Below are 19,307 nucleotides of genomic sequence, written 5' to 3'. Positions count from 1 at the left end.
CGTATCTTCAAACCGCATTCTTGTTTTTAGGGGTGTATTTCGTTACAGCCCCTTTTTATTTGGTGCGCCTAGGCGGAATCGAACCACCGACACGCAGTTTAGGAAACTGCTGCTCTATCCTACTGAGCTATAGACGCATGTATGTATTAAATTAAAACACTTTACAAACTATATTATAAACGGAATGTTCACATCTCGCAATATACCTATATTCTTAAGCACTTATCCACGAGTTATCCCCAGTTTATACACAGAGTTATACACTTTTTCGTTCACTTATGCACCAAATTTTTAGACTTACTCACAAGCTATACACAACATATCCACAGATTTATGTGTATAATCTGTGGATATGTTCGTCAGTATGTACTATTTTTAGTTTATAACCGGTGTATAACTTTTAATTTGTTCGCTCAAAAATGACATGTTCTGCCAATTTTTACTAACAATACAGGTCTTCCATTACTTATTCAGGGAACTTAAATTCGCCGTCGATTTCAACCGGGCGGCTCCAATCAACTTGAACGTCAGTGCGTTCCCACATAACGGTTAACGCTAATTTTAAATTTTCCAAAGATTCAGAAGGATCTAACGTAACTGTTTCATACACGTCGAGGCTTAACGCTTTTTCAATAGTTTGCGGTGTATGTAAATAATCCCAAACCTTTTTTTGCCAAGTTTCATCAGGCAATACTACTGTCATTTCCTTATTGTCTTTATTAAAGGCAATATATCCCTTTTCATCCACCCCATAATGAATGGCATAATATGCTACGTTACTCATCGTATTAGCTCCTTTTCACTGTTATTGGCAATGTCTACTTACTTATTTAATCATACATTACATCATCTACGCAATATGCTTTGATTTAATTTTATCGTATTAATTACAATATTACCAATAAATTTTCACTAATTTTGATAATTCCCTTTATTTTTCTTCCGCTTTAAAATAAACAGCATACATAACGGGCAGCACAATTAAAGTCAAAATCGTAGCCACAAAGAGACCACCGCTGAAAGCTATGGCCATCGGTGACCAAAAGGCACTTCGCATGAGCGGTACCATGCCTAAAATAGCAGCCAAAGCAGTGAGCATAATCGGTCGGAAACGCAAGATAGTGGAGCTTACAATGGCTTCATAGGTCGTTTGTCCTTCTTTGCGATGTAACTCAATCTGGTCAATTAAAATGATAGAGTTTCGGATAATCATACCGCTTAAGGAGATAACCCCCAAGACTACCATGAAGCCCATCGGCGTATTGGTTAAAAGCATAGTCAAAACAACCCCGATGAGTCCCAGCGGTGCCGTTAACATGGCCATAATCATGAGGGAGATTTTCTTGAGCTGGAACATGAGAATTACCATAATGAGACAAATCATAATCGGCATCGGCCCTTTTAAGTTATTAAGAGCAATGTTACTTTGTTCGGCGGATCCGTCAACCTCAATGGTATAGCCGGCCGGTAAGTCCGCTCTCATGGTATCCAGTTTTTCATTAATTTCATTAGCTAACGAATCGGCCATTACATTAGGCGGTACATTGCCATGGACTGTAATGGTCGGCGCCATGTTACGGTGCCATATGATACCGTCTTCATTGCCCAAAGAAATCGTCGCAATCTGACTCAACGGTACATAGGCGCCGGAACCGGTCTGAATCGGAATATTTTGCAAAACACTCATATTATGATCTTCATTACCGCTGAGTTTAAATTTCATCGGTATCGTCTGATTGCCTACATAATATTGTCCCACCGTAATACCGGATATTTTACTTTGTAAATCTGTCGCTACCGTATAACTATCAACGCCCATCAAACGCGCTTTAGACGGGTCGATATGCACTTCAATATTCGGTGTATTATCCGGCCAATCTTCGGCAATATCTGTAATTTCAGGATATTCTTTGAAAACAGCCTTCACATCGGTGGCAATTTCTTTAACTTTATCCATATCAGGACCGGATACACGGAACATAATCGGATATTTTGAAGGCGGACCGGTTTGAATGAAATCCATGTTGATTAAAGCCGATGGGAATTCGTCCTTCAATTTTTCATTTAATTCATTGTACAAACTGTTTCTGTCTTCCAAAGAATTAGCTACAATCACATACTGCATGTAGTTGTTACGCTGTACTTCCGGTTCCAAGGTGAGCACAAAACGGGGCGCTCCTTCACCGATATAAGAGGAATAATGCTCAATGCGCTTATCGCCACTGAGGAGATTATCCAATTGCTCCGCCTGTTCCTTCGTATACTGTAAGGAAGAACTTTGAGGAAACTGAATGGCTACCATGATTTCCGGTCTTGTAGAGGCCGGGAAAAATTCTACTTTAATAAGCGGCACGCTGACCAAAGAAATGAAGAATAACACTAAGGTAGTGATAAGGACCGTACGGCGATGACCGAGAGCCCAGTGGAGGAATTTTTCAAAACGAGCTAAAAAGGCTTTTTGTATCCGCATAGCTCTTGTTTCCTCATGACCCGGTTTGATACGAATTAATTTACTGCCCAATACAGGACTTACCAGCACCGAAGCAAACCATGATAACAAAAGTGCCATGGCGACAACAATAAATAAAGCATGGGTAAATTCGGCAACCGATCCTTCCGATAAAAAGATTGGCAAGAAGCCGCAGCAGGTAATCAAGGTACCGCTCAGCATCGGAAAGGCCGTCGATTTATAGGCAAAGGTAGCCGCATCATGCGTATTGAGCCCTTCTTCCATTTTGAGGGTCATCATTTCCACGACGATAATCGCATCATCCACCAATAGGCCTAAGGAGATGATTAAGGCACCGAGACTTACTTTATGCAGTTCGAGGCCATCCGCATACATCCCCACAAAGGTACTGGCCACAACGACCGGAATCGTAAGAGCTACCACAATCCCACTGCGTACACCAAGGGATATAAAGCTGACGATTAATACGATGACAATGGCTTCAAATAAAGAACGGGTAAATTCACTGATGGAATCATCCACCACTTTCGGTTGGTTGGATACCTGACTGACATCGAGTCCGGCCGGCAAGGCATCCTTATAGGACGCCATTTTAGCATCTAATGCCTTACCGAATTCAATATTATTGGCTCCCGGATCCATGGAAACGGCAATGCCTATGGCCGGTTTACCATTATAGTAGAACAGCGGACTTTGCGGTGATTCGTAGTCCATACGAACCGTGGCAATATCCCCTAAACGCAAGGTCTGTCCATTCACTTGGAGCGGCATTTCGCGAACGGAATCAACACTGTCAAAAAGACCGTTCACACGCAAATAGACATTATTCGTATCTGTATCAATCATACCGGCCGGCGCCATAGAGCTTTGCTGTTTTAAGGCATTCAAAATCGTCTGGGCACTTATCTGATAGGCCGACAATTTATCCTTATTCATTTCCACATAAAGAGTCTGTTCTTGCACACCTTTTAAATCTATACGTTTTACATTCGGTACACTGAGTAAAACGCGCTTAATATCTTCCGCATAAGCTCTTTTTTCTTCATAGGAATAGTCATCGCCGGTAAGAGCGTAAATTGTACCGTACACGTCGTCAAAACGATCATTAATAACAGGTCCCTGCACGCCGGATGGCAAGCTTGACCATTCATCATCAATCATGTGACGTACTTCCGTCCAAGCGGCCCGTACGTCGTCGCTTTTGACTGATTCTTTGAGGTTAATATAAATAACCGTTTTACCGCCATCCGTAAAACTCTTTGTATAATCAAGACCAGGTAAGTCGCGAATTTTTTCTTCCAGTTTATCCGTAACCTGTTCCGACATTTGCTGCGGTGACGCACCCGGCCAAGTGGCGGCTACAACCATGGTGCGAATCGTAAAATTCGGATCTTCCATACGACCGATTTTCATAAAGGAAAAACTGCCGATGGCAAAGAGCATGGCCATAAAGAAGTAAATGATAGACTTGTGTCTGAGGGCCCAATCAGCTAAGTTAAACTGCTTCATATGCGTACCTTAGCCCCTTCTTCCAATTTATCCGTACCGGCCGTTACAATGCGGTCACCGGCCTTCAAACCGGATACTACCATGACTTGATTATTACCTAAACTGCCTAAAGTAACATTTCGTAAATGCACCGTATTATCAGTGACTACATAGACTTGTCCCTGACTGTTTGGTGTCGGTTGACGCGTGCCTACTAAAGCCGTTAACGGAATCATTAATCCATTGCTATTTAATTGATTGAATACTACATTAGCAGTCATACCAAGCTGTAATTGAGCTGGCGGATTTGGTAAAGAAATTTTAACCGTATAGGTACGCGCCGTCGCATCCGGCACCGGAGAAATTTCACGTACTACACCGGCCGTTGTCACATTTGGTAAAGCCCAATAGGTTACGCTGGCCGGCGAACCAACGGCTACGGACGCCATCATTTGTTCCGGCAAGGCAATAACCGCTTCCGGTTCATTGCCGACCGCAATAGTACCTACAGTCTGACCGGCCGCTACGACCTGCCCCACTTCAATGGAGGCAGCCGTAATAATACCGTCAGCCGGTGCTGTTAATTGCGTGTAGTTTTGCTGATTGGCACTGGTCTGCACATTAGCCTGCGCCTGTGCCAATTGAGCGGCCGCTACTTTATAGGAGTTTTCCATCTGGTCTAATTGCAATTGACTGATTGCTTCTTCCGCATAGAGTTGGCGATAACGCTGTACATTGGTAGCTGCCAAATCATACTGTGACTGAGCCGCTGCCAAAGCACCCTCGGCATTTTGCAACTGACTGCTCGTATCGCCTTGGTCTAATATGGCCAGTACTTGACCGGCTCCGACGCGATCACCGATATTAAAATTCTTTTGAATGACACGTCCGCCGATTTGGAAGGACAACACCGTTTCATTGCGGTTTTTAATGGTACCGGCCAAACTGTTTTCACCGGCTCCGCTCCCTTGCCCAACGACCTGCGTTTTAACCAACGGTGCTTTATCGCTCGTTTCGTCCGATGAGCCACACCCACTCACCAAGAGTAACAAACCTGTCAATAATGCTGTAATTATCGTGTATCGGCGCCAACTTCTCAGCCCGCTCATATGAATCTCCTCCTTATTTATTACCGGTAATATATATGTTAATTGTAAGAGTTATTCCCAATACTGTCAATTATTTTCAATATACTATGTACCTTATACTATCCGCCTTTAATTGGTGTTACAGTAATGCCAATAAGGTTTTATTTCCATATACTATGACTGTCAATAGGCCGATTTTGGCTTCATACCGGTTAGCGTATTCAATTCTTCATCAGATATAGCAATCGGTCCATTCATTAAAAGTTTAAGTGTTTCCAAGGTGTCCTTAATTTTTTCAGCCGGCACATTACTGAGAACCGATTTAAAATAAGCTTCTTCACGCTTATGCAAATCATTATGCACCAATGCCACAGCCGTTCCCAGTTCCGTATTACGCAATAATACAGCTTTTAAATCTTCTTTGTTGTGAAAACGAATGAGCAAATTGTTGGCCGCCAAACGTTTTACATACCGTGATAACAGCCCCTGTGAAAAGGGCATAGCCTTCAAAATTTCCTGATAGGTCCCCGTTTTATCCGGTTTAGCTTCCAAATAACTTAAGATTTGCATCTCCGAATGATTAAACTTTTTATTCATCAGCTTGTTTGCCGATTCACAAGGCACTGTATCAATATACGTTTCAATAGCCTCTTTTAGAAGACGTTTACGAACTTCCTGCACATATACAGCAAACAATGAAGCCGTAGTCACTAATTCTTTGTACGTATTTTCCATTGGTATTTACAACTCCGTATTTTTGTAGTTTTATACAGATGTTTAACACATCTCATAATAATCGTCTTTTAACTAAAAAAATCCTCATAGCTTTGGTCTTCGCCTACACTATGAGGATAGTTCTTATTCGTCGGCAGCTACTGTTTCCTCAATCGGCTCATGAACCACCATGATTTTATCGATGCGGACATTATCCATATCGACAATTTCAAAGGTATATGTTTCCCACACGTAGCGGTCCAGCTCTTTAGGAATGCGACCGAATAAATATGTCAAAAAGCCGCCCACCGTTTTATATAAATCTTTTTCTTCACCCGGTAATTCTTTGTTAATACCGAAATATTCTTTAAATTCATCAATGCTGAGTAGGCCGTCAACAAGCCAAGTTGTTTCCGTGCGCTGAATAATACGATTTTCTTCTTCTTTCAGCTCATCTTCGCTGGCCGGCATCAAACCAACCAATTTCTCCATGATGTCATGAAGTGTTACAAGCCCGCTGAAACCGCCGTATTCGTCGAGTACTACGGTTTCATGAATACCTTCCGAACGGAAAACTTCAAGAAGCTTCATAAGACTGATGGATTCCGGTACCATAACCGGCTGCTTGGTGCATTCTGCCACCAATTGTTTTAACGTCTTTTCCCCGCCTGCTTTCATATGCTCGGCGAACACATCAGCCACAATAACGAGACCTTCCAATTCATCCAAGGAATCGCGCCCTACGGGCAAACGATAATGTGTGGAGTTGCAAAGACGTTCTTTGATTTCTTCCTCCGGACTATTCAAATCAAGCCACTTAAGCTGTGTACGCGGTGTCATAACATCACCGGCATTTAAATCGGCCAAGCGGAATACATTATCTACAAGAATCGGTTCTTCTTTTTCAAAAGCCCCCAACTCAACACCTTGGGTTAACATTTTGTTGATTTCAAGTTCTGTAACCGGCGCTTCTTCTTTCTCTTTAACACCCAAGAGTTTTAATAAAAAGCTGGTGGATGAACTAAGCAAGGCTACCAGCGGCTTTGCTATAACCGAGAACGAATGCATCGGTACGGCCATAATAATGGCAATTCGTTCCGGTGCGTTCAACGCGATACGTTTCGGTACCAATTCACCCACAACGAGGGATAAATAGGTCGTCAACGATACGATAACAATAGGGCTTACCGAATCGGCATAGGGTGCCAAAACCGGTATATGTTCTTTAATAGCTTCTGCCATAGGCGTCGATAATGCGGCGCCGGAATACAAACCGGTTACGATACCGATTAAAGTAATACCGATTTGTATGGTAGAAAACATCTGATTCGGGTCTTCCGATAATTGAATCGCCCGCTGTGCCCCCGTACTGCCTTTTTCGGCACTATCTTCCAATAAACCCTTACGGGCATTGACTATGGCTAATTCTGTCATGGAGAAAATACCATTTGCTATAATGAGCAAGAAAATTATGAGTATCTCCAGACCCACGTCACCATCCACTAATGAATCACTCTCCTCTTACTTACAGTGGATACTTATATTCTGTCAGGCTACTTTAGCCTGTACTTACCGTATAGTATATCAAAAATTGAATATTTTCGCTATATTGAGTCTTATTGCCTCTATTTGTAAAACATAGACCGGCATAATGCAAAAACGCCCTGTCGCTGCGTATGGCGACAGGGCGTTTTCATAGAATATATCGAAGGGTTAAGCTTCTATTGCTTGGCATTTATGCCTAAAATGCCAAGCCTCTATCAGATAAACGTTTTAACTTTATAAAACGGGAACCCAAAGGCTGAGTTACAGCCTGAATCATTTATACTTAAATCAGTTTATATTGACCTAAATTATTTATTTAAAATCGCTTTCACATCGTTAACGATTAATTCAGGGGATAAGTGGTAACGAGCCACCAATTCATCCATAGGAACACGGTCATTAACTTCTTTTTTCATACCGATGTTCAATACTTTCATATCGGATAAACCGTAGAAGCGGGACACTTTTTCACCAAAACCACCGTCCAATACGCCATCTTCCAAAGTAACTACGAGGTTGTGGTCTGCTTTTAAGCTTTCCAAAGTGTCAGCATCGACTTCAGAGGATAAACGCGGATTTACAACGGTTGCCTCAATGCCTAATTCAGCTTTTAAAGCGTCTTTAGTGCGTAAAGCAAGGTCATAGAAGGCACCTAAGCCCAAGAGAGCTACCGTATTACCTTTGACAGTTACTTGGTTGCTCAAATCACCGTTGAAGGCATTGCCGCTTTCAAATGTCTGTACTTTACCGCCCGGTACACGAATCATTACCGGGAAGTCAGTCTGTTCCAAGGATCAATCGAGCATAGCCAACAATTCTGCTTTAGTAGCCGGGGATAATACGCGAAGGTTTGGAATGGTGCTCATCATAGCCAAATCAAAAGCACTGGAATGAGTAGCATCCATTGGCGAAATACCGCCGCCCAACGGGAAGGATAAAATAGTAACGGCATTGTTATTCAAAGCCATATCCTGCATCAATTGGTCATAGGTACGTTGTAAGAAGGTAGCCGCATCAAGGATAACCGGTTTACCGCCGTTTTTGGCAATACCCGCAGCCATAGCCACCATATGTTCTTCCGCAATCCCTACGTCAATAAATTGTTTGCCCGCTTCGGCACGACGCTGTGGATTAAAGCCCGGAATGCCCGGTACACCGGCTGTCAAACCGACTACGGTAGGATCTTGTTTCATTTTTTCAAGCAAGTGAGTTGCGATGATGTCATCAAAATGTTCTTCTTTCATGTACGCATCCACATCAAAATGTTTACCCATAATGTAGTGGTACGATTCTTTATCCGCTTCTGCTTCCGGTAACCCTTTACCTTTAACAGTTACCATGTGAATTACGATTGGATGATCGATGTCTTTAACAGCTTTGAACGTTTCAATCAAGGACTCCAAATCATGACCGTCTTCTACGAATACATAGTCAAGACCTAATGTTTTGAAGAAGTTGTTTTCCGCTTTACCTTTGCTGTCGCGCAATGCTTTGAAGTGAGCGTAGAAACCGCCTTCGTTCGGAGCGATGGACATATCGTTATCATTGAACAACACGATGAAGTTGCTGCCCAATGTAGCACTTACATTAAGACCTTCCAAAGCTTCACCGCCGGACATGGAACCGTCACCGATAATGGCAATGACATTACCGTCTTCACCTTTAAGGTCACGTGCTTTAGCCATACCGGAAGCCAAACTTACGGACGTGGAAGTATGACCTACGGTAAAGAAGTCATGGTCACTTTCGTTCGGATTGGTATAACCGGAATATTTGCTGTAAGATGCAGGGTCGGTAAAACCTTCCTTACGACCGGTCAACATTTTGTGAATGTAGGACTGGTGGGATACGTCGAATACAAATTTATCTTTTGGCGAATCAAACACGTAATGAAGCGCCAAGGTTGCTTCTACAAAACCAAGGTTCGGCGCCATATGACCACCCGTTTCGTTTACGCGATGAATCAGTACTTCGCAAATTTCCTGAGCCAATTGTTTTAATTCTTCAATACTCATGCCTTTAATATCTTGAGGGCTGTTTACTTTACTTAATAAATTCATACTATCTTCCTTTCTAAACACCATATATATAATCCGTATATCATACATTGTTATCCAACTTAGGATTTGCAAAACTATTATGAATACGACTTACTAACGATTTGTTTTAAACAAAAAAAGTTCTGTAATCTTCACTGTGACTCACATTTCGTAGTCATCAGCGGTGATTACAGAACTCATTATAGAACTTGAAGTCGACTTCAAGTCAAGCATTAAATTTAAATTTTTCTATTTAATTTTAAAATTTCGTTCAACGAATGATGCATATATCCCTTAGAAACCGCTCTAATATCAGTTTTTATGACCATATCGATGGTTTTAAAATTTTTTAGAAATATCAAGAAATTAAGAACTTTGCGGATTATTTTTCGTAATCTCGATCCAAATTAACTTCTTTTAACGGAATAACATGAGTTTTATATTTGCTCTTATACGCCGCATATACCAACAAGAATACCGGAATACCGATATAGGCTACGCTGGCACCGTACCAGTCAATCGTTTCACCGGTGAACGCTGTATAGTTCTGACCGGCAATGATGATAAGACATAAAACGATAGCAAAAATAGGACCGAATGGATAGAACAAGGCTTTAAACGGAATGGCATCCAAGCTTTTACCCTGTGCATGGAATGCACGACGGAAGCGATAATGAGCAATGGCAATCCCGAGCCATGCAATAAAACCACTCATACCACTGATATTGATTAACCAGTTGTACGCAGTACCTTCACCGATTAAGGAAGTTAAGAATGCAAATACACCGAAAGCTGCCGTTGCTAATAAAGCAGGTACCGGTACACCACGGGAATTCAATTTAGTAAATACCTTAGGTGCATCCCCTTCTTTAGCCATGGCATATAGCATGCGGGTAGATGCATAAAGACCGGAGTTACCGGCAGACAATACGGCCGTTAAAATAATAGCATTGATGAAGCTGGCCGCAAAGGCAAAACCGAAACGATCGAGTACCAAGGTAAATGGGCTGATAGCGACATTTTCAACACTGGAATTCAATAAATTCGGATCATCGTAAGGAATCAAGAAACCGATGACTACGAAAGCACCGATATAGAATAATAAAATACGCCAAAAAATGGAGTGAATTGCTTTAGGAATATTTTTTTCCGGATCTTCCGATTCACCGGCAGCTACCCCGATTAATTCCGTACCTTGGAAGGAAAAGCCCGCTACCATGAAGATGGCCATAATAGATGCAAAACCGCCTACAAACGGTGCTTCACCGCGTGTCCAGTTTTCAAAGCCCGGCGATGTACCGCCAATGCCCAAGATAAGCATGGTACCTACAAATAAGAATACGAAAACAGTAATAACCTTCATACTGGAGAAGAAATATTCACTTTCCCCGAAGGAACGGGTCGATAAATAGTTCATCAAGAATAAAGCCGCCAAGAACAAGGCCGACCATACGATGGCCGGAATGTCCGGGAACCAGTATTTCATGATTAAAGCACCGGCAACAAGTTCCGCCGCCAAGGTAATCGCCCAGTTAAACCAGTAATTCCACCCTAAAGCAAAGCCGAAAGCCGGATCTACATAACGGGATACATACGTACCGAACGAACCCGGTACCGGTAAATAGGTAGCCATTTCACCTAAACTGGTCATCAAGAAATAAACCATAATACCGATAAAACCATAGGCTACCAAAGCGCCGCCCGGGCCGGCGGTGCTAACTACTTCACCGCCTGCTACGAAGAGGCCCGTACCAATGGAGCCGCCCAAGGCAATCATATTCATGTGGCGCGATTTCAGACTTCTTTTTAATTTAGTATTCGCTGCATCACTCATACACTATCCTCCCACCCTACAAGTCTAAATTACGAACTAATTTAGCATTATCTTCAATAAATTTGCGACGCGGTTCTACTTTATCCCCCATGAGTACACTAAAAATCTTACCGGCCTCAATGGAATCTTCCAAACTTACCTGCAAAATAGTACGATTTTCCGGATTCATGGTTGTTTCCCAAAGCTGTTCCGGATTCATTTCACCTAAACCTTTGTAACGCTGAATCGTAATATTGTCACGACCGATTTCATCTAGCTTAGCGGCCATTTCAGCATCACTGTATACATACCAATGACCTTTGCCTTTTTTGATTTGATACAATGGCGGCTGCGCAATATATACACGTCCTTCTTCGATGAGCGGTTTCATATAACGATAGAAGAAGGTCAATAAAAGCGTACGAATATGGGCGCCGTCAACGTCCGCATCGGTCATGATAATAATTTTGTGATAACGACTCTTATCGAGATCAAAATCCTCCCCAATACCGGTCCCGAAGGCCGTAATCATGGAGCGAATTTCATTATTAGCTAGAATTTTATCTAAACGAGCTTTTTCTACGTTCAAAATCTTACCGCGCAACGGCAAAATTGCCTGGTAACGACGGTCACGGCCCTGTTTGGCACTACCGCCCGCAGAATCACCTTCGACGAGATAAATTTCGGTCATAAGCGGATCTTTTTCAGAGCAGTCTGCCAATTTACCCGGTAAAGAACTTACTTCCAAAGCATTTTTACGACGGGTCAATTCACGAGCTTTACGAGCTGCTTCGCGAGCACGGGTGGCGCTGGTTGCTTTTTCAATAATACGTTTAGCTTCCGCCGGATGTTCTTCAAGGAATGTTTTAAGACCTTCCGACACAACCGTATCGGTAATGCCTTTGACTTCACTGTTGCCCAGTTTTGCCTTTGTCTGACCTTCAAACTGAGGGTCTAACACTTTTACACTGATAACGGCAGCCAAACCTTCACGCACGTCTTCACCGGACAAATTGCTTTCATTGTCCTTAATGAGACCGGATTTACGACCGTAATCATTTAAAGTACGAGTCAAGGCACTGCGGAAACCGCTCAAATGGGTACCGCCGTCAATGGTATTAATGTTATTAACGAAAGAAAATAAAGTTTCGCTGTAGCTGTCATTGTATTGGAACGCTACGTCAACCACTACATCGTCACGCGTGTTTTCCACATCAATAACAGTAGGATTAACCAAGTTTTTGCCTTCATTTAAAAATTCAACAAAGGATGTAATACCGCCTTCGTACATGAAGCTTTCTACTAAATTTTCTTCCGGACGTTTATCCGTAAGGGTAATGCGCAGACCTTTATTCAAGAAAGCCAATTCCTGTAAACGAGTACGCAATACGCCGAAATCAAATACGGTAGTTTCAAAAATCTCTGCATCCGGTTTAAAAGTAACGGTTGTGCCGGTATCTTTAGCTTCACCGATGACTTTTAACGGACTTTGCAAATGACCGCGCGCAAAAGTAATTTCCTGTTCTTTGCCTTCCTGACGAACTTTAACAACCGTCCATTCACTCAAAGCATTAACTACGGAAATACCTACGCCATGAAGACCGCCAGATACTTTGTAACCGCCGCCGCCGAATTTACCGCCGGCATGCAATTTGGTTAAAACCAATTCAACCGCCGGAACGCCTGTTTCATGCATACCTGTCGGAATACCGCGGCCGTCATCGGTAACGGTAACGCTGTTATCTTCATTAATGCTGACTTCAATATGAGTACAATAGCCGGCTAAGGCTTCGTCCACACTGTTATCAACAACTTCATATACTAAATGGTGCAACCCTTTAGATGATGTACTCCCTATGTACATCCCCGGGCGGCGTCGTACCGCTTCCAGGCCTTCTAAGACCTGTATATTATCGGCACTATAATTCTGTTCTGCCATTCCATATCCTCCCTAATTTCAGTAATAAACCATATCTATGGGGATTTAGCTTTATAAAACAATTATCCTTAATTATACTCTATTTTTATCGTTTTGTGTATAAGCTTACCGGAATACCGGTAGCGGCACGCTGTAAACGGCGGCCTACGCCGGTAATAGACATACTTAAGCCATAAACCGCATCCACTGTAACCAAGTAGCATTCAATCGGTTCATCCGGAAAAACTTGGATTACATCCTTGTTCTGCCATTGCTTATTGCGACGGCGCCGCCCTTTTAAAAGCGGAATATCCTGTACCACCGCCACGATATCTTCAATAGACACGCTATACGTATCCGATAAATGAACGAACATACATCTTACCATCACTTTCTCTATATTTCAATTGCTTTGCGGTTTATGAGACTTTACAGCCTCCTTGTATTGAGCCCGCATTTTTAAAACCGAATTGCGTACAAACTCCGGTTTTAGCTGTTCTGCTTTTTTGTGCGTAATCAGCATTAACAGCATATATATATCATAATTCTCGTTGGATTCTTCTTTGACGACTCGATTTCTGAAAAAATACACGCATTCACGATGAGCCAACTGATAATCGGACATAGTGCACTGTGGTACATGTTGACGCATTTCATCATATACGGCAAAGGGTTCTTGCATCAATCGATCTTTAATACCATTAATATGCTGACGATATAAAAAAGCCTCATGTTCCTGCGTTTTTATAGTACAGGATGAGCAAAGAGTCTCACCAGGACCAATAAGTTTTTCACAGCATTCACAATTATGATAACCATGGTCCTTTAGATAGACTGTCTTCTTATATTGCTTTATCTGCACATCTTTCAACTGCCGGCGCAATTCTTCGCTTTTTATATTCGCCACCGATGAGTCTATTTGAGCCATCACATCAATGGGAATAGGAATCGCTTTAAAATTAATGAGCACCCGCTCATAGGAATCCGTGTGTTTTGCTGTGCCCATATAGGCCGATGTATCACCCTTGGTTAATCCTTGACCATGGGACGATGTAACCGACACTGCATCGACGGGCTGAATTGCTTTCAAATAGCTTTGCCGATACATGGTGCATTCTAACTCTGTAATAAGCTCCGAGCCGTAAAAGTCATTAATCTTTTTCAATAATTGACGTTTCATCATCTGAAGTTGCTGCAAACAGGGGGATGTCATGGCCGCCACTTTAATAATAGGCGGCTTAATTTCAAGCACTTTAGTCTGTTTGCCCAGCACCGCCCCCACAACTTTAGGCCAATGATGATACAGGCGCATGACGGCGAATTGTTTGAATACGTTGAACGATTTATATTTACTGTTCAAATGCGTATCATATTGCCGCACATGGGCATCCGGCTTATAGCCGATGGGTCCGGCCGGCCGATTGGAGGCCAACAGACCTTCAATATAGCGGACTGTTACATCGTCCCCCGCAGCGGCCTCAGTCTTTGCCTCGGAGACTGCCGGTTGTATGCCGTTTTTCGACTCAAACGTTTCGCTCATCATGATCACCGCCTTTCACAATTAATGAGTTCCACATCACTCAATTGTTTCACATCTTCCAAATCGGTCGTGGTTATAAACGTTTGGATTTTTTTATGGATAAAATTCAACAGATTTTGCCGCCGCTCCTTATCCAATTCACTGAGCACGTCATCCAATAGCAATATAGGATACTCGCCCACTTCCGATTTGATATATTCCAATTCACTTAATTTAAGCGATAAAATAGCCGTTCGTTGCTGACCTTGCGAGCCAAATCGTTTCAAATCCATAGGACCGGAAAAGAAGCCTAAATCATCACGATGAGGACCAAAAGAGGTACTCATGCGATGCCGATCCACCGGTAAATTAGCCTGCAATTGCTCATAAAACGCTTGCGGTTCGGTTAAAAATCCATTTGAAATTTGATGTTGCTCATAGGTAAGCTTTAAATTTTCTTTGCCCCCTGTGAGTTTACGATTCATCAAATCCAGCAAAAGATTAATTTTACGCAAACTGTCGAGTCGTTTTTTTATAATAAATGACCCGGTCTCCGCCAACTGTGTATCCCATTCGGCTAAAGAAATATCTCGCTTGCCGTAAGAATCTTTTAATACTTTATTACGTTGCTGCAAAATCTTATTATACAAGCGCAGTTGCTGATAATATAACGCACTTGTCTGCGATATTTCAATATCTAAAAAGCGACGCCTTAAAGAGGGACTGCCTTTTATGAGCTGTAAATCTTCAGGACTGAAAAGAACGGTATTCAAGGTGCCTACTAATTCTTTTTGTAAAATTCGGTTACCGTTGAGACGAATATCTTTCTTTTCCTTGCCACTGAGCTTCAAATTGATTTTGTGTTTCGTATCACGCTTCGTAAATTCCACAATAATCCCCGCTTCGGTAGCACCAAATTGCAGTAAATCCTGTGTATCATTGGTACGAAAACTGCGGCCGATGGTGCTGACATACAAGGCTTCTAAGAGATTACTCTTGCCTACACCATTGAGTCCGTGAAGAACGATGATATGGGGCGGAAAGGTCCAATTGGCATGCTCGTAATTTCTGAAATTAACGAGTTCCAAGGAGTGAATGTTCACTCGCCGGCCTCCTCTTTAACAACGACCAAGGTACCGATACCTTGAATTTCAACTAAGTCATCAGGGTATATTTTCTTACGTTTTTCATGGCAAACTTCGCCATTTACTTTGATTTTCTCATCATCAAGCAAAAATTTAATTTGACCGCCCGTGCCAATAATTTGTTCCAATTTTAATAATTGATCCAATTTAATGTAAGGCGTGTAAATTTCTACTTGAATCGGTTCTGTTTTACTCATAATTGCCTCCTCACAAAACGTGATGTTAACTCTGCAACTATATATTATTAATATAAGCTTATAGCTCAGTCTATTCTTAGTTCGTGCGAACCGGCGTTACTACATAGGTATAATTTGGATTATCATCCTGGCGAATAACAACGGGACCGTTCTGTTTTAAGTATAAATGAATTCTGTCGCCGCTGCTGTGACGCAAAATATCGCCAATATAACGACCGTTAAAGGAAATAGTAAACGGCGTACCTTTAAATTCGCAAAGTACTTCTTCTTTAGCCATGCCGATTTCAGCATTTTGCGTAGATAAAGTAACTTCTTTTTCATCCCAATCATAGCGAATAACATTGTAGCTCGCATCCTTAGCCAATAAGGAAACACGATCTACGGCACCGGCAAAATCGCGACTGTTTAAAATCGCACTGGAATCGAATTGCGATGGGATTACTTTTTCATAATCAGGATACTGACCTTCAATCAAACGAGAGAATAAGTAAATAGTATCAAATAAGAATACTACATTCGTACGATTCCAAATGATGCGAACTACGGTTGGCTGATCCGTTGGTAATAAACGGGATACTTCAGCCAATGTTTTGGTTGGAATCAAAATACGCATAGCCGCCGGCATAGGTGCATCTAAGTTGATTTTCTTAACGGCCATACGGTGAGTATCTGTAGCTACCATAGTTAAATTGGTGCTTTCACCTTCCAATAAAGCACCGGTAAAAATCGGACGATCATCATCATTGGCAGCTGCGTAATTAGTTAAATCAATCATTTGTTTAAATTGTTCGCCGTCTACATCAATGTGATTTTCATCGTGAATCTGTTCAACTAAGTTGAAATCATCCGGATCCATGGTAATAAGATTGAATTGAGAACTTTCAGAACTTAATAATAATTGTTTAGTTTCTGCATTAGATTCTAAAGTAATGGTATCGGTTGGTGTTTTACGAACCCATTCTTGGAAATAACGCGTGCTGAGAACGATAGTACCTTCTTCGATAATATTAGCATCAATAGTAATGCGGATACCGATTTCATAATCATTGGCCTGCATTTCTACTTTACCGTTTTTAGTTGTTATATATATAGCACCGGGTAAATTAGAACTTGTTTTGTTCTGACTAACCTTGGCTAAGGCATTAATCGCTTTTTGTAACGTATCTTTTGCAAATTGGATTTTCATGGACTGTCTCCTTTACTATTATGGATGTGATTAAGTTTTTAATTATTAGTAGTCTTAGTAGTAGGGGCGGTGTATAAGTGGATAAGCTGTTTGAAGTGGCATTTTTAATAGGTTTTCCACATGGGTATAAGTTTGTGAATAGAAGGAAAAAGTTATCCACTTATGAACTTTTAGAGTCGTGCTTGTCAATAACTTGGAAGTTAATCACTAACTATACACAACTTATTCACAGAGTTATCCACAACCGTTAATCCTTAGGTATCTTCGTTGATTTTACTGATAATATCATCGATAGTTCGCTTTAAATCAGTACTTTTAGCTAGGTCTTCACTGATTTTATTATACGCATGAAGAGCTGTGGTGTGATCCTTTTTGCCAAAAGCTTGCGAAATTTGTGGAAAACTTTCATTGATGAGTTCACGGCACAGATACATAGCGATTTGGCGCGGATGAGCGTATTGCTTATTCCGTTTCTGACCGACTAAGAATTCTTTTTTGATTTTGAAATAATCAGAAATAAAATCTTGAATATAGGCAACGGATAATACGGATTTTTTGCTTTCCGGAATGAGATCACGCAGGATATAGCGCGTATATTCCACGGTAATTTGATCGAGTTTATTATCCAATTCAGCGGCGGTGATTAATTTGGTAAGGGCACCTTGTAAATCACGAACGCTACGGTTGTAATAGGTGTTGCCAAAGAAACGAATCACTTCGTTCGGAATGTTAAGATTTGGCAGTAATTCACGCTGTTTGTCCACATAGGAGCGCGTGATGGCTTCCAAAGTTTCGGAGTTTGGCGGATCGATGGTTACCACCAGGCCGGAACTGAATCGTGTACGCAAGCGATCTTCCATTTGTTCCATATCTTGTGGTAAAACATCACTGGTGAGGACAATCTGTTTTTTACTGTCCGTTAAGGCATTAAAAGTATGGAAAAATTCCATTTGCGTACCGGCGTAGCGTTTTTCTTGAATAAATTGAATGTCATCAATCAAGAGAACATCGACTTTACGGAATGTGCTGCGGAATATATCCATATTGGTTTGGCCGTAACGAATAGATTGAACGAAGAGGTTCAAGAAGTTTTCACTGGTGATACACATGATTTGTAAATGGGGATAACGACGATGAATTTCATTGCCGATAGCATGCATTAAGTGAGTTTTACCGAGACCTGATTTACCGTAAATAAAGAACGGATTATAGCGATTGGCCGGATTTTCCGCAATATTTTGTGCTGCCACATAGGCCATTTGGCTGGAGCCGCCGGCAATAAAGGTGGCAAAGGTGTAATCCGGATTTAATTTTAAAATAGATTCATTATTTTTATATAAGGTTGTTTGACTGCTATTAGACTGCATAGATGCCGCTTCTTGCGGTATTTCCGACGGTGGGAATAAACTATCCGATTCCATCGGTGAAGTACTTGGAATATACGGGCCGGATTTAGTGGCGTCGTTTTTACGTACAGAATCAACTACAACCGGCTCATCATAATTCGGTGTATGCAGCGGTGTTTGTGACGGCGCCGGTGCGGCCGGTGGTAAACCGTATTGACTGGCTAATTGATCGTAGGCGCTATAATTCGGCACATGGGTTGCCGTTTCATTGGCATGAGCGGCTGTTTCATACGGTGCGTTTTCATACTCATTCATGTCATAGCCCGATTCATTGCCCAGTTGTGATTGCGGCATAGAAGCGATTTGACTATCGTCATAGTTTGCCGGTTGATTGGTAAAAGCCGTTGGTTCCGGTGGCGTCATTACACTCGGTTGGGCAACGGTTGTTTTCACCTCTTCGTGAAGGGTCGCCGGCTCTTTGTCGCCCGGTGTTGTAATAATAATTGTAAGTGGAGAATTGTTTTTGGTTAAACGCTGCCAAACATTATTTACGGAATTTTGAAAAGCATTTTTTATCATCGGTTCGTTTTCGATAAAATCCTTAATATACGTTTGCATCGTGGTTAATGTAAGGGTCTTACTGATTTCGTCCAATTGTAACGGGAGCAATCGTATAATCGTGCTTTCTAAAATTTCTTTTGGTAATGTGGCTTCAATATCTTCGCGTACTTTATTCCAAAAATCGTTAAGATTGATGTTTGACATACCATTTCCTTCCCAGGGTGTCATACTGTGAATAACTAAAAATACCTAACCTGTGTATAACTTCGTTTTTTGTG

At 41.7% G+C, this 19,307-nt stretch carries 15 protein-coding genes and 1 tRNA gene; all 16 read right to left on the bottom strand.

Annotated features, from left to right (window positions below; all coding sequences use genetic code 11):
• Nucleotides 1-60: 60 nt before the first annotated feature.
• The 16 genes from MXE28_RS08060 to dnaA all read right to left on the bottom strand — a co-directional run bounded on the left by MXE28_RS08060 (nucleotide 61) and on the right by dnaA (nucleotide 19,233).
• Nucleotides 61-137 (bottom strand) — tRNA-Arg (locus MXE28_RS08060).
• Nucleotides 138-466: 329 nt separating this feature from the next.
• Nucleotides 467-784 carry a hypothetical protein gene (locus MXE28_RS08055; protein ID WP_021840478.1) on the bottom strand — a complete coding sequence of 106 codons (318 nt, stop codon included), beginning with the start codon at nucleotides 782-784 and terminating at the stop codon, nucleotides 467-469.
• A 147-nt stretch (nucleotides 785-931) separates the two neighbouring features.
• Nucleotides 932-3,979 (bottom strand): efflux RND transporter permease subunit, encoded by a 3,048-nt coding sequence (locus MXE28_RS08050; protein ID WP_156705448.1) that lies wholly within the window; start codon nucleotides 3,977-3,979, stop codon nucleotides 932-934.
• Nucleotides 3,976-5,067 (bottom strand): efflux RND transporter periplasmic adaptor subunit, encoded by a 1,092-nt coding sequence (locus MXE28_RS08045; protein ID WP_226974473.1) that lies wholly within the window; start codon nucleotides 5,065-5,067, stop codon nucleotides 3,976-3,978. The genes MXE28_RS08050 and MXE28_RS08045 overlap by 4 nt, the downstream gene beginning before the upstream one ends.
• Before the next feature lie 162 nt (nucleotides 5,068-5,229).
• Nucleotides 5,230-5,781, bottom strand: coding sequence for a MarR family winged helix-turn-helix transcriptional regulator (locus MXE28_RS08040; RefSeq protein ID WP_021840475.1), 552 nt, complete (start codon nucleotides 5,779-5,781; stop codon nucleotides 5,230-5,232).
• 123 nt (nucleotides 5,782-5,904) lie between these two features.
• On the bottom strand, nucleotides 5,905-7,263 hold the full coding sequence (locus MXE28_RS08035) for a hemolysin family protein (RefSeq protein WP_021840474.1): 1,359 nt from the start codon (nucleotides 7,261-7,263) through the stop codon (nucleotides 5,905-5,907).
• Between the two features lie 350 nt (nucleotides 7,264-7,613).
• Nucleotides 7,614-8,096 carry a transketolase C-terminal domain-containing protein gene (locus MXE28_RS08030; RefSeq protein ID WP_226974472.1) on the bottom strand — a complete coding sequence of 161 codons (483 nt, stop codon included), beginning with the start codon at nucleotides 8,094-8,096 and terminating at the stop codon, nucleotides 7,614-7,616.
• A 3-nt stretch (nucleotides 8,097-8,099) separates the two neighbouring features.
• Nucleotides 8,100-9,365, bottom strand: a complete 1,266-nt coding sequence (locus MXE28_RS08025) for a 1-deoxy-D-xylulose-5-phosphate synthase (protein ID WP_226974471.1) — start codon at nucleotides 9,363-9,365, stop codon at nucleotides 8,100-8,102.
• 361 nt (nucleotides 9,366-9,726) lie between these two features.
• Nucleotides 9,727-11,178: an amino acid permease gene (locus MXE28_RS08020; RefSeq protein WP_247240026.1), complete on the bottom strand. Its 1,452-nt coding sequence runs from the start codon at nucleotides 11,176-11,178 to the stop codon at nucleotides 9,727-9,729.
• 16 nt (nucleotides 11,179-11,194) lie between these two features.
• Entirely contained in the window at nucleotides 11,195-13,096 is a 1,902-nt protein-coding gene (gene gyrB, locus MXE28_RS08015) for a DNA topoisomerase (ATP-hydrolyzing) subunit B (protein ID WP_226974469.1), read from the bottom strand.
• Between the two features lie 85 nt (nucleotides 13,097-13,181).
• Complete coding sequence (locus MXE28_RS08010; RefSeq protein ID WP_127059033.1) at nucleotides 13,182-13,451, bottom strand: hypothetical protein; 270 nt, start codon at nucleotides 13,449-13,451, stop codon at nucleotides 13,182-13,184.
• Nucleotides 13,452-13,478: 27 nt separating this feature from the next.
• Nucleotides 13,479-14,618 carry a DUF721 domain-containing protein gene (locus tag MXE28_RS08005; RefSeq protein ID WP_021840469.1) on the bottom strand — a complete coding sequence of 380 codons (1,140 nt, stop codon included), beginning with the start codon at nucleotides 14,616-14,618 and terminating at the stop codon, nucleotides 13,479-13,481.
• Nucleotides 14,619-14,620: 2 nt separating this feature from the next.
• Entirely contained in the window at nucleotides 14,621-15,697 is a 1,077-nt protein-coding gene (recF, locus tag MXE28_RS08000) for a DNA replication/repair protein RecF (protein WP_021840468.1), read from the bottom strand.
• A complete protein-coding gene (locus tag MXE28_RS07995) occupies nucleotides 15,694-15,936 on the bottom strand; it encodes an RNA-binding S4 domain-containing protein (RefSeq protein ID WP_021840467.1) in 243 nt (80 codons plus the stop codon). The genes recF and MXE28_RS07995 overlap by 4 nt, the downstream gene beginning before the upstream one ends.
• A 76-nt stretch (nucleotides 15,937-16,012) precedes the next feature.
• A complete protein-coding gene (dnaN, locus tag MXE28_RS07990; protein WP_021840466.1) occupies nucleotides 16,013-17,122 on the bottom strand; it encodes a DNA polymerase III subunit beta in 1,110 nt (369 codons plus the stop codon).
• A 254-nt stretch (nucleotides 17,123-17,376) separates the two neighbouring features.
• Nucleotides 17,377-19,233, bottom strand: coding sequence for a chromosomal replication initiator protein DnaA (gene dnaA / locus MXE28_RS07985; protein ID WP_226974467.1), 1,857 nt, complete (start codon nucleotides 19,231-19,233; stop codon nucleotides 17,377-17,379).
• Nucleotides 19,234-19,307 lie beyond the last annotated feature (74 nt).

It is taken from the genome of Veillonella sp. KGMB01456 (assembly GCF_023051165.1).
GTDB lineage: Bacteria > Bacillota > Negativicutes > Veillonellales > Veillonellaceae > Veillonella_A.
The sequence above is the reverse complement of the archived record's forward strand: the minus strand, read 5'-3'. Positions and strand labels throughout refer to the sequence as shown.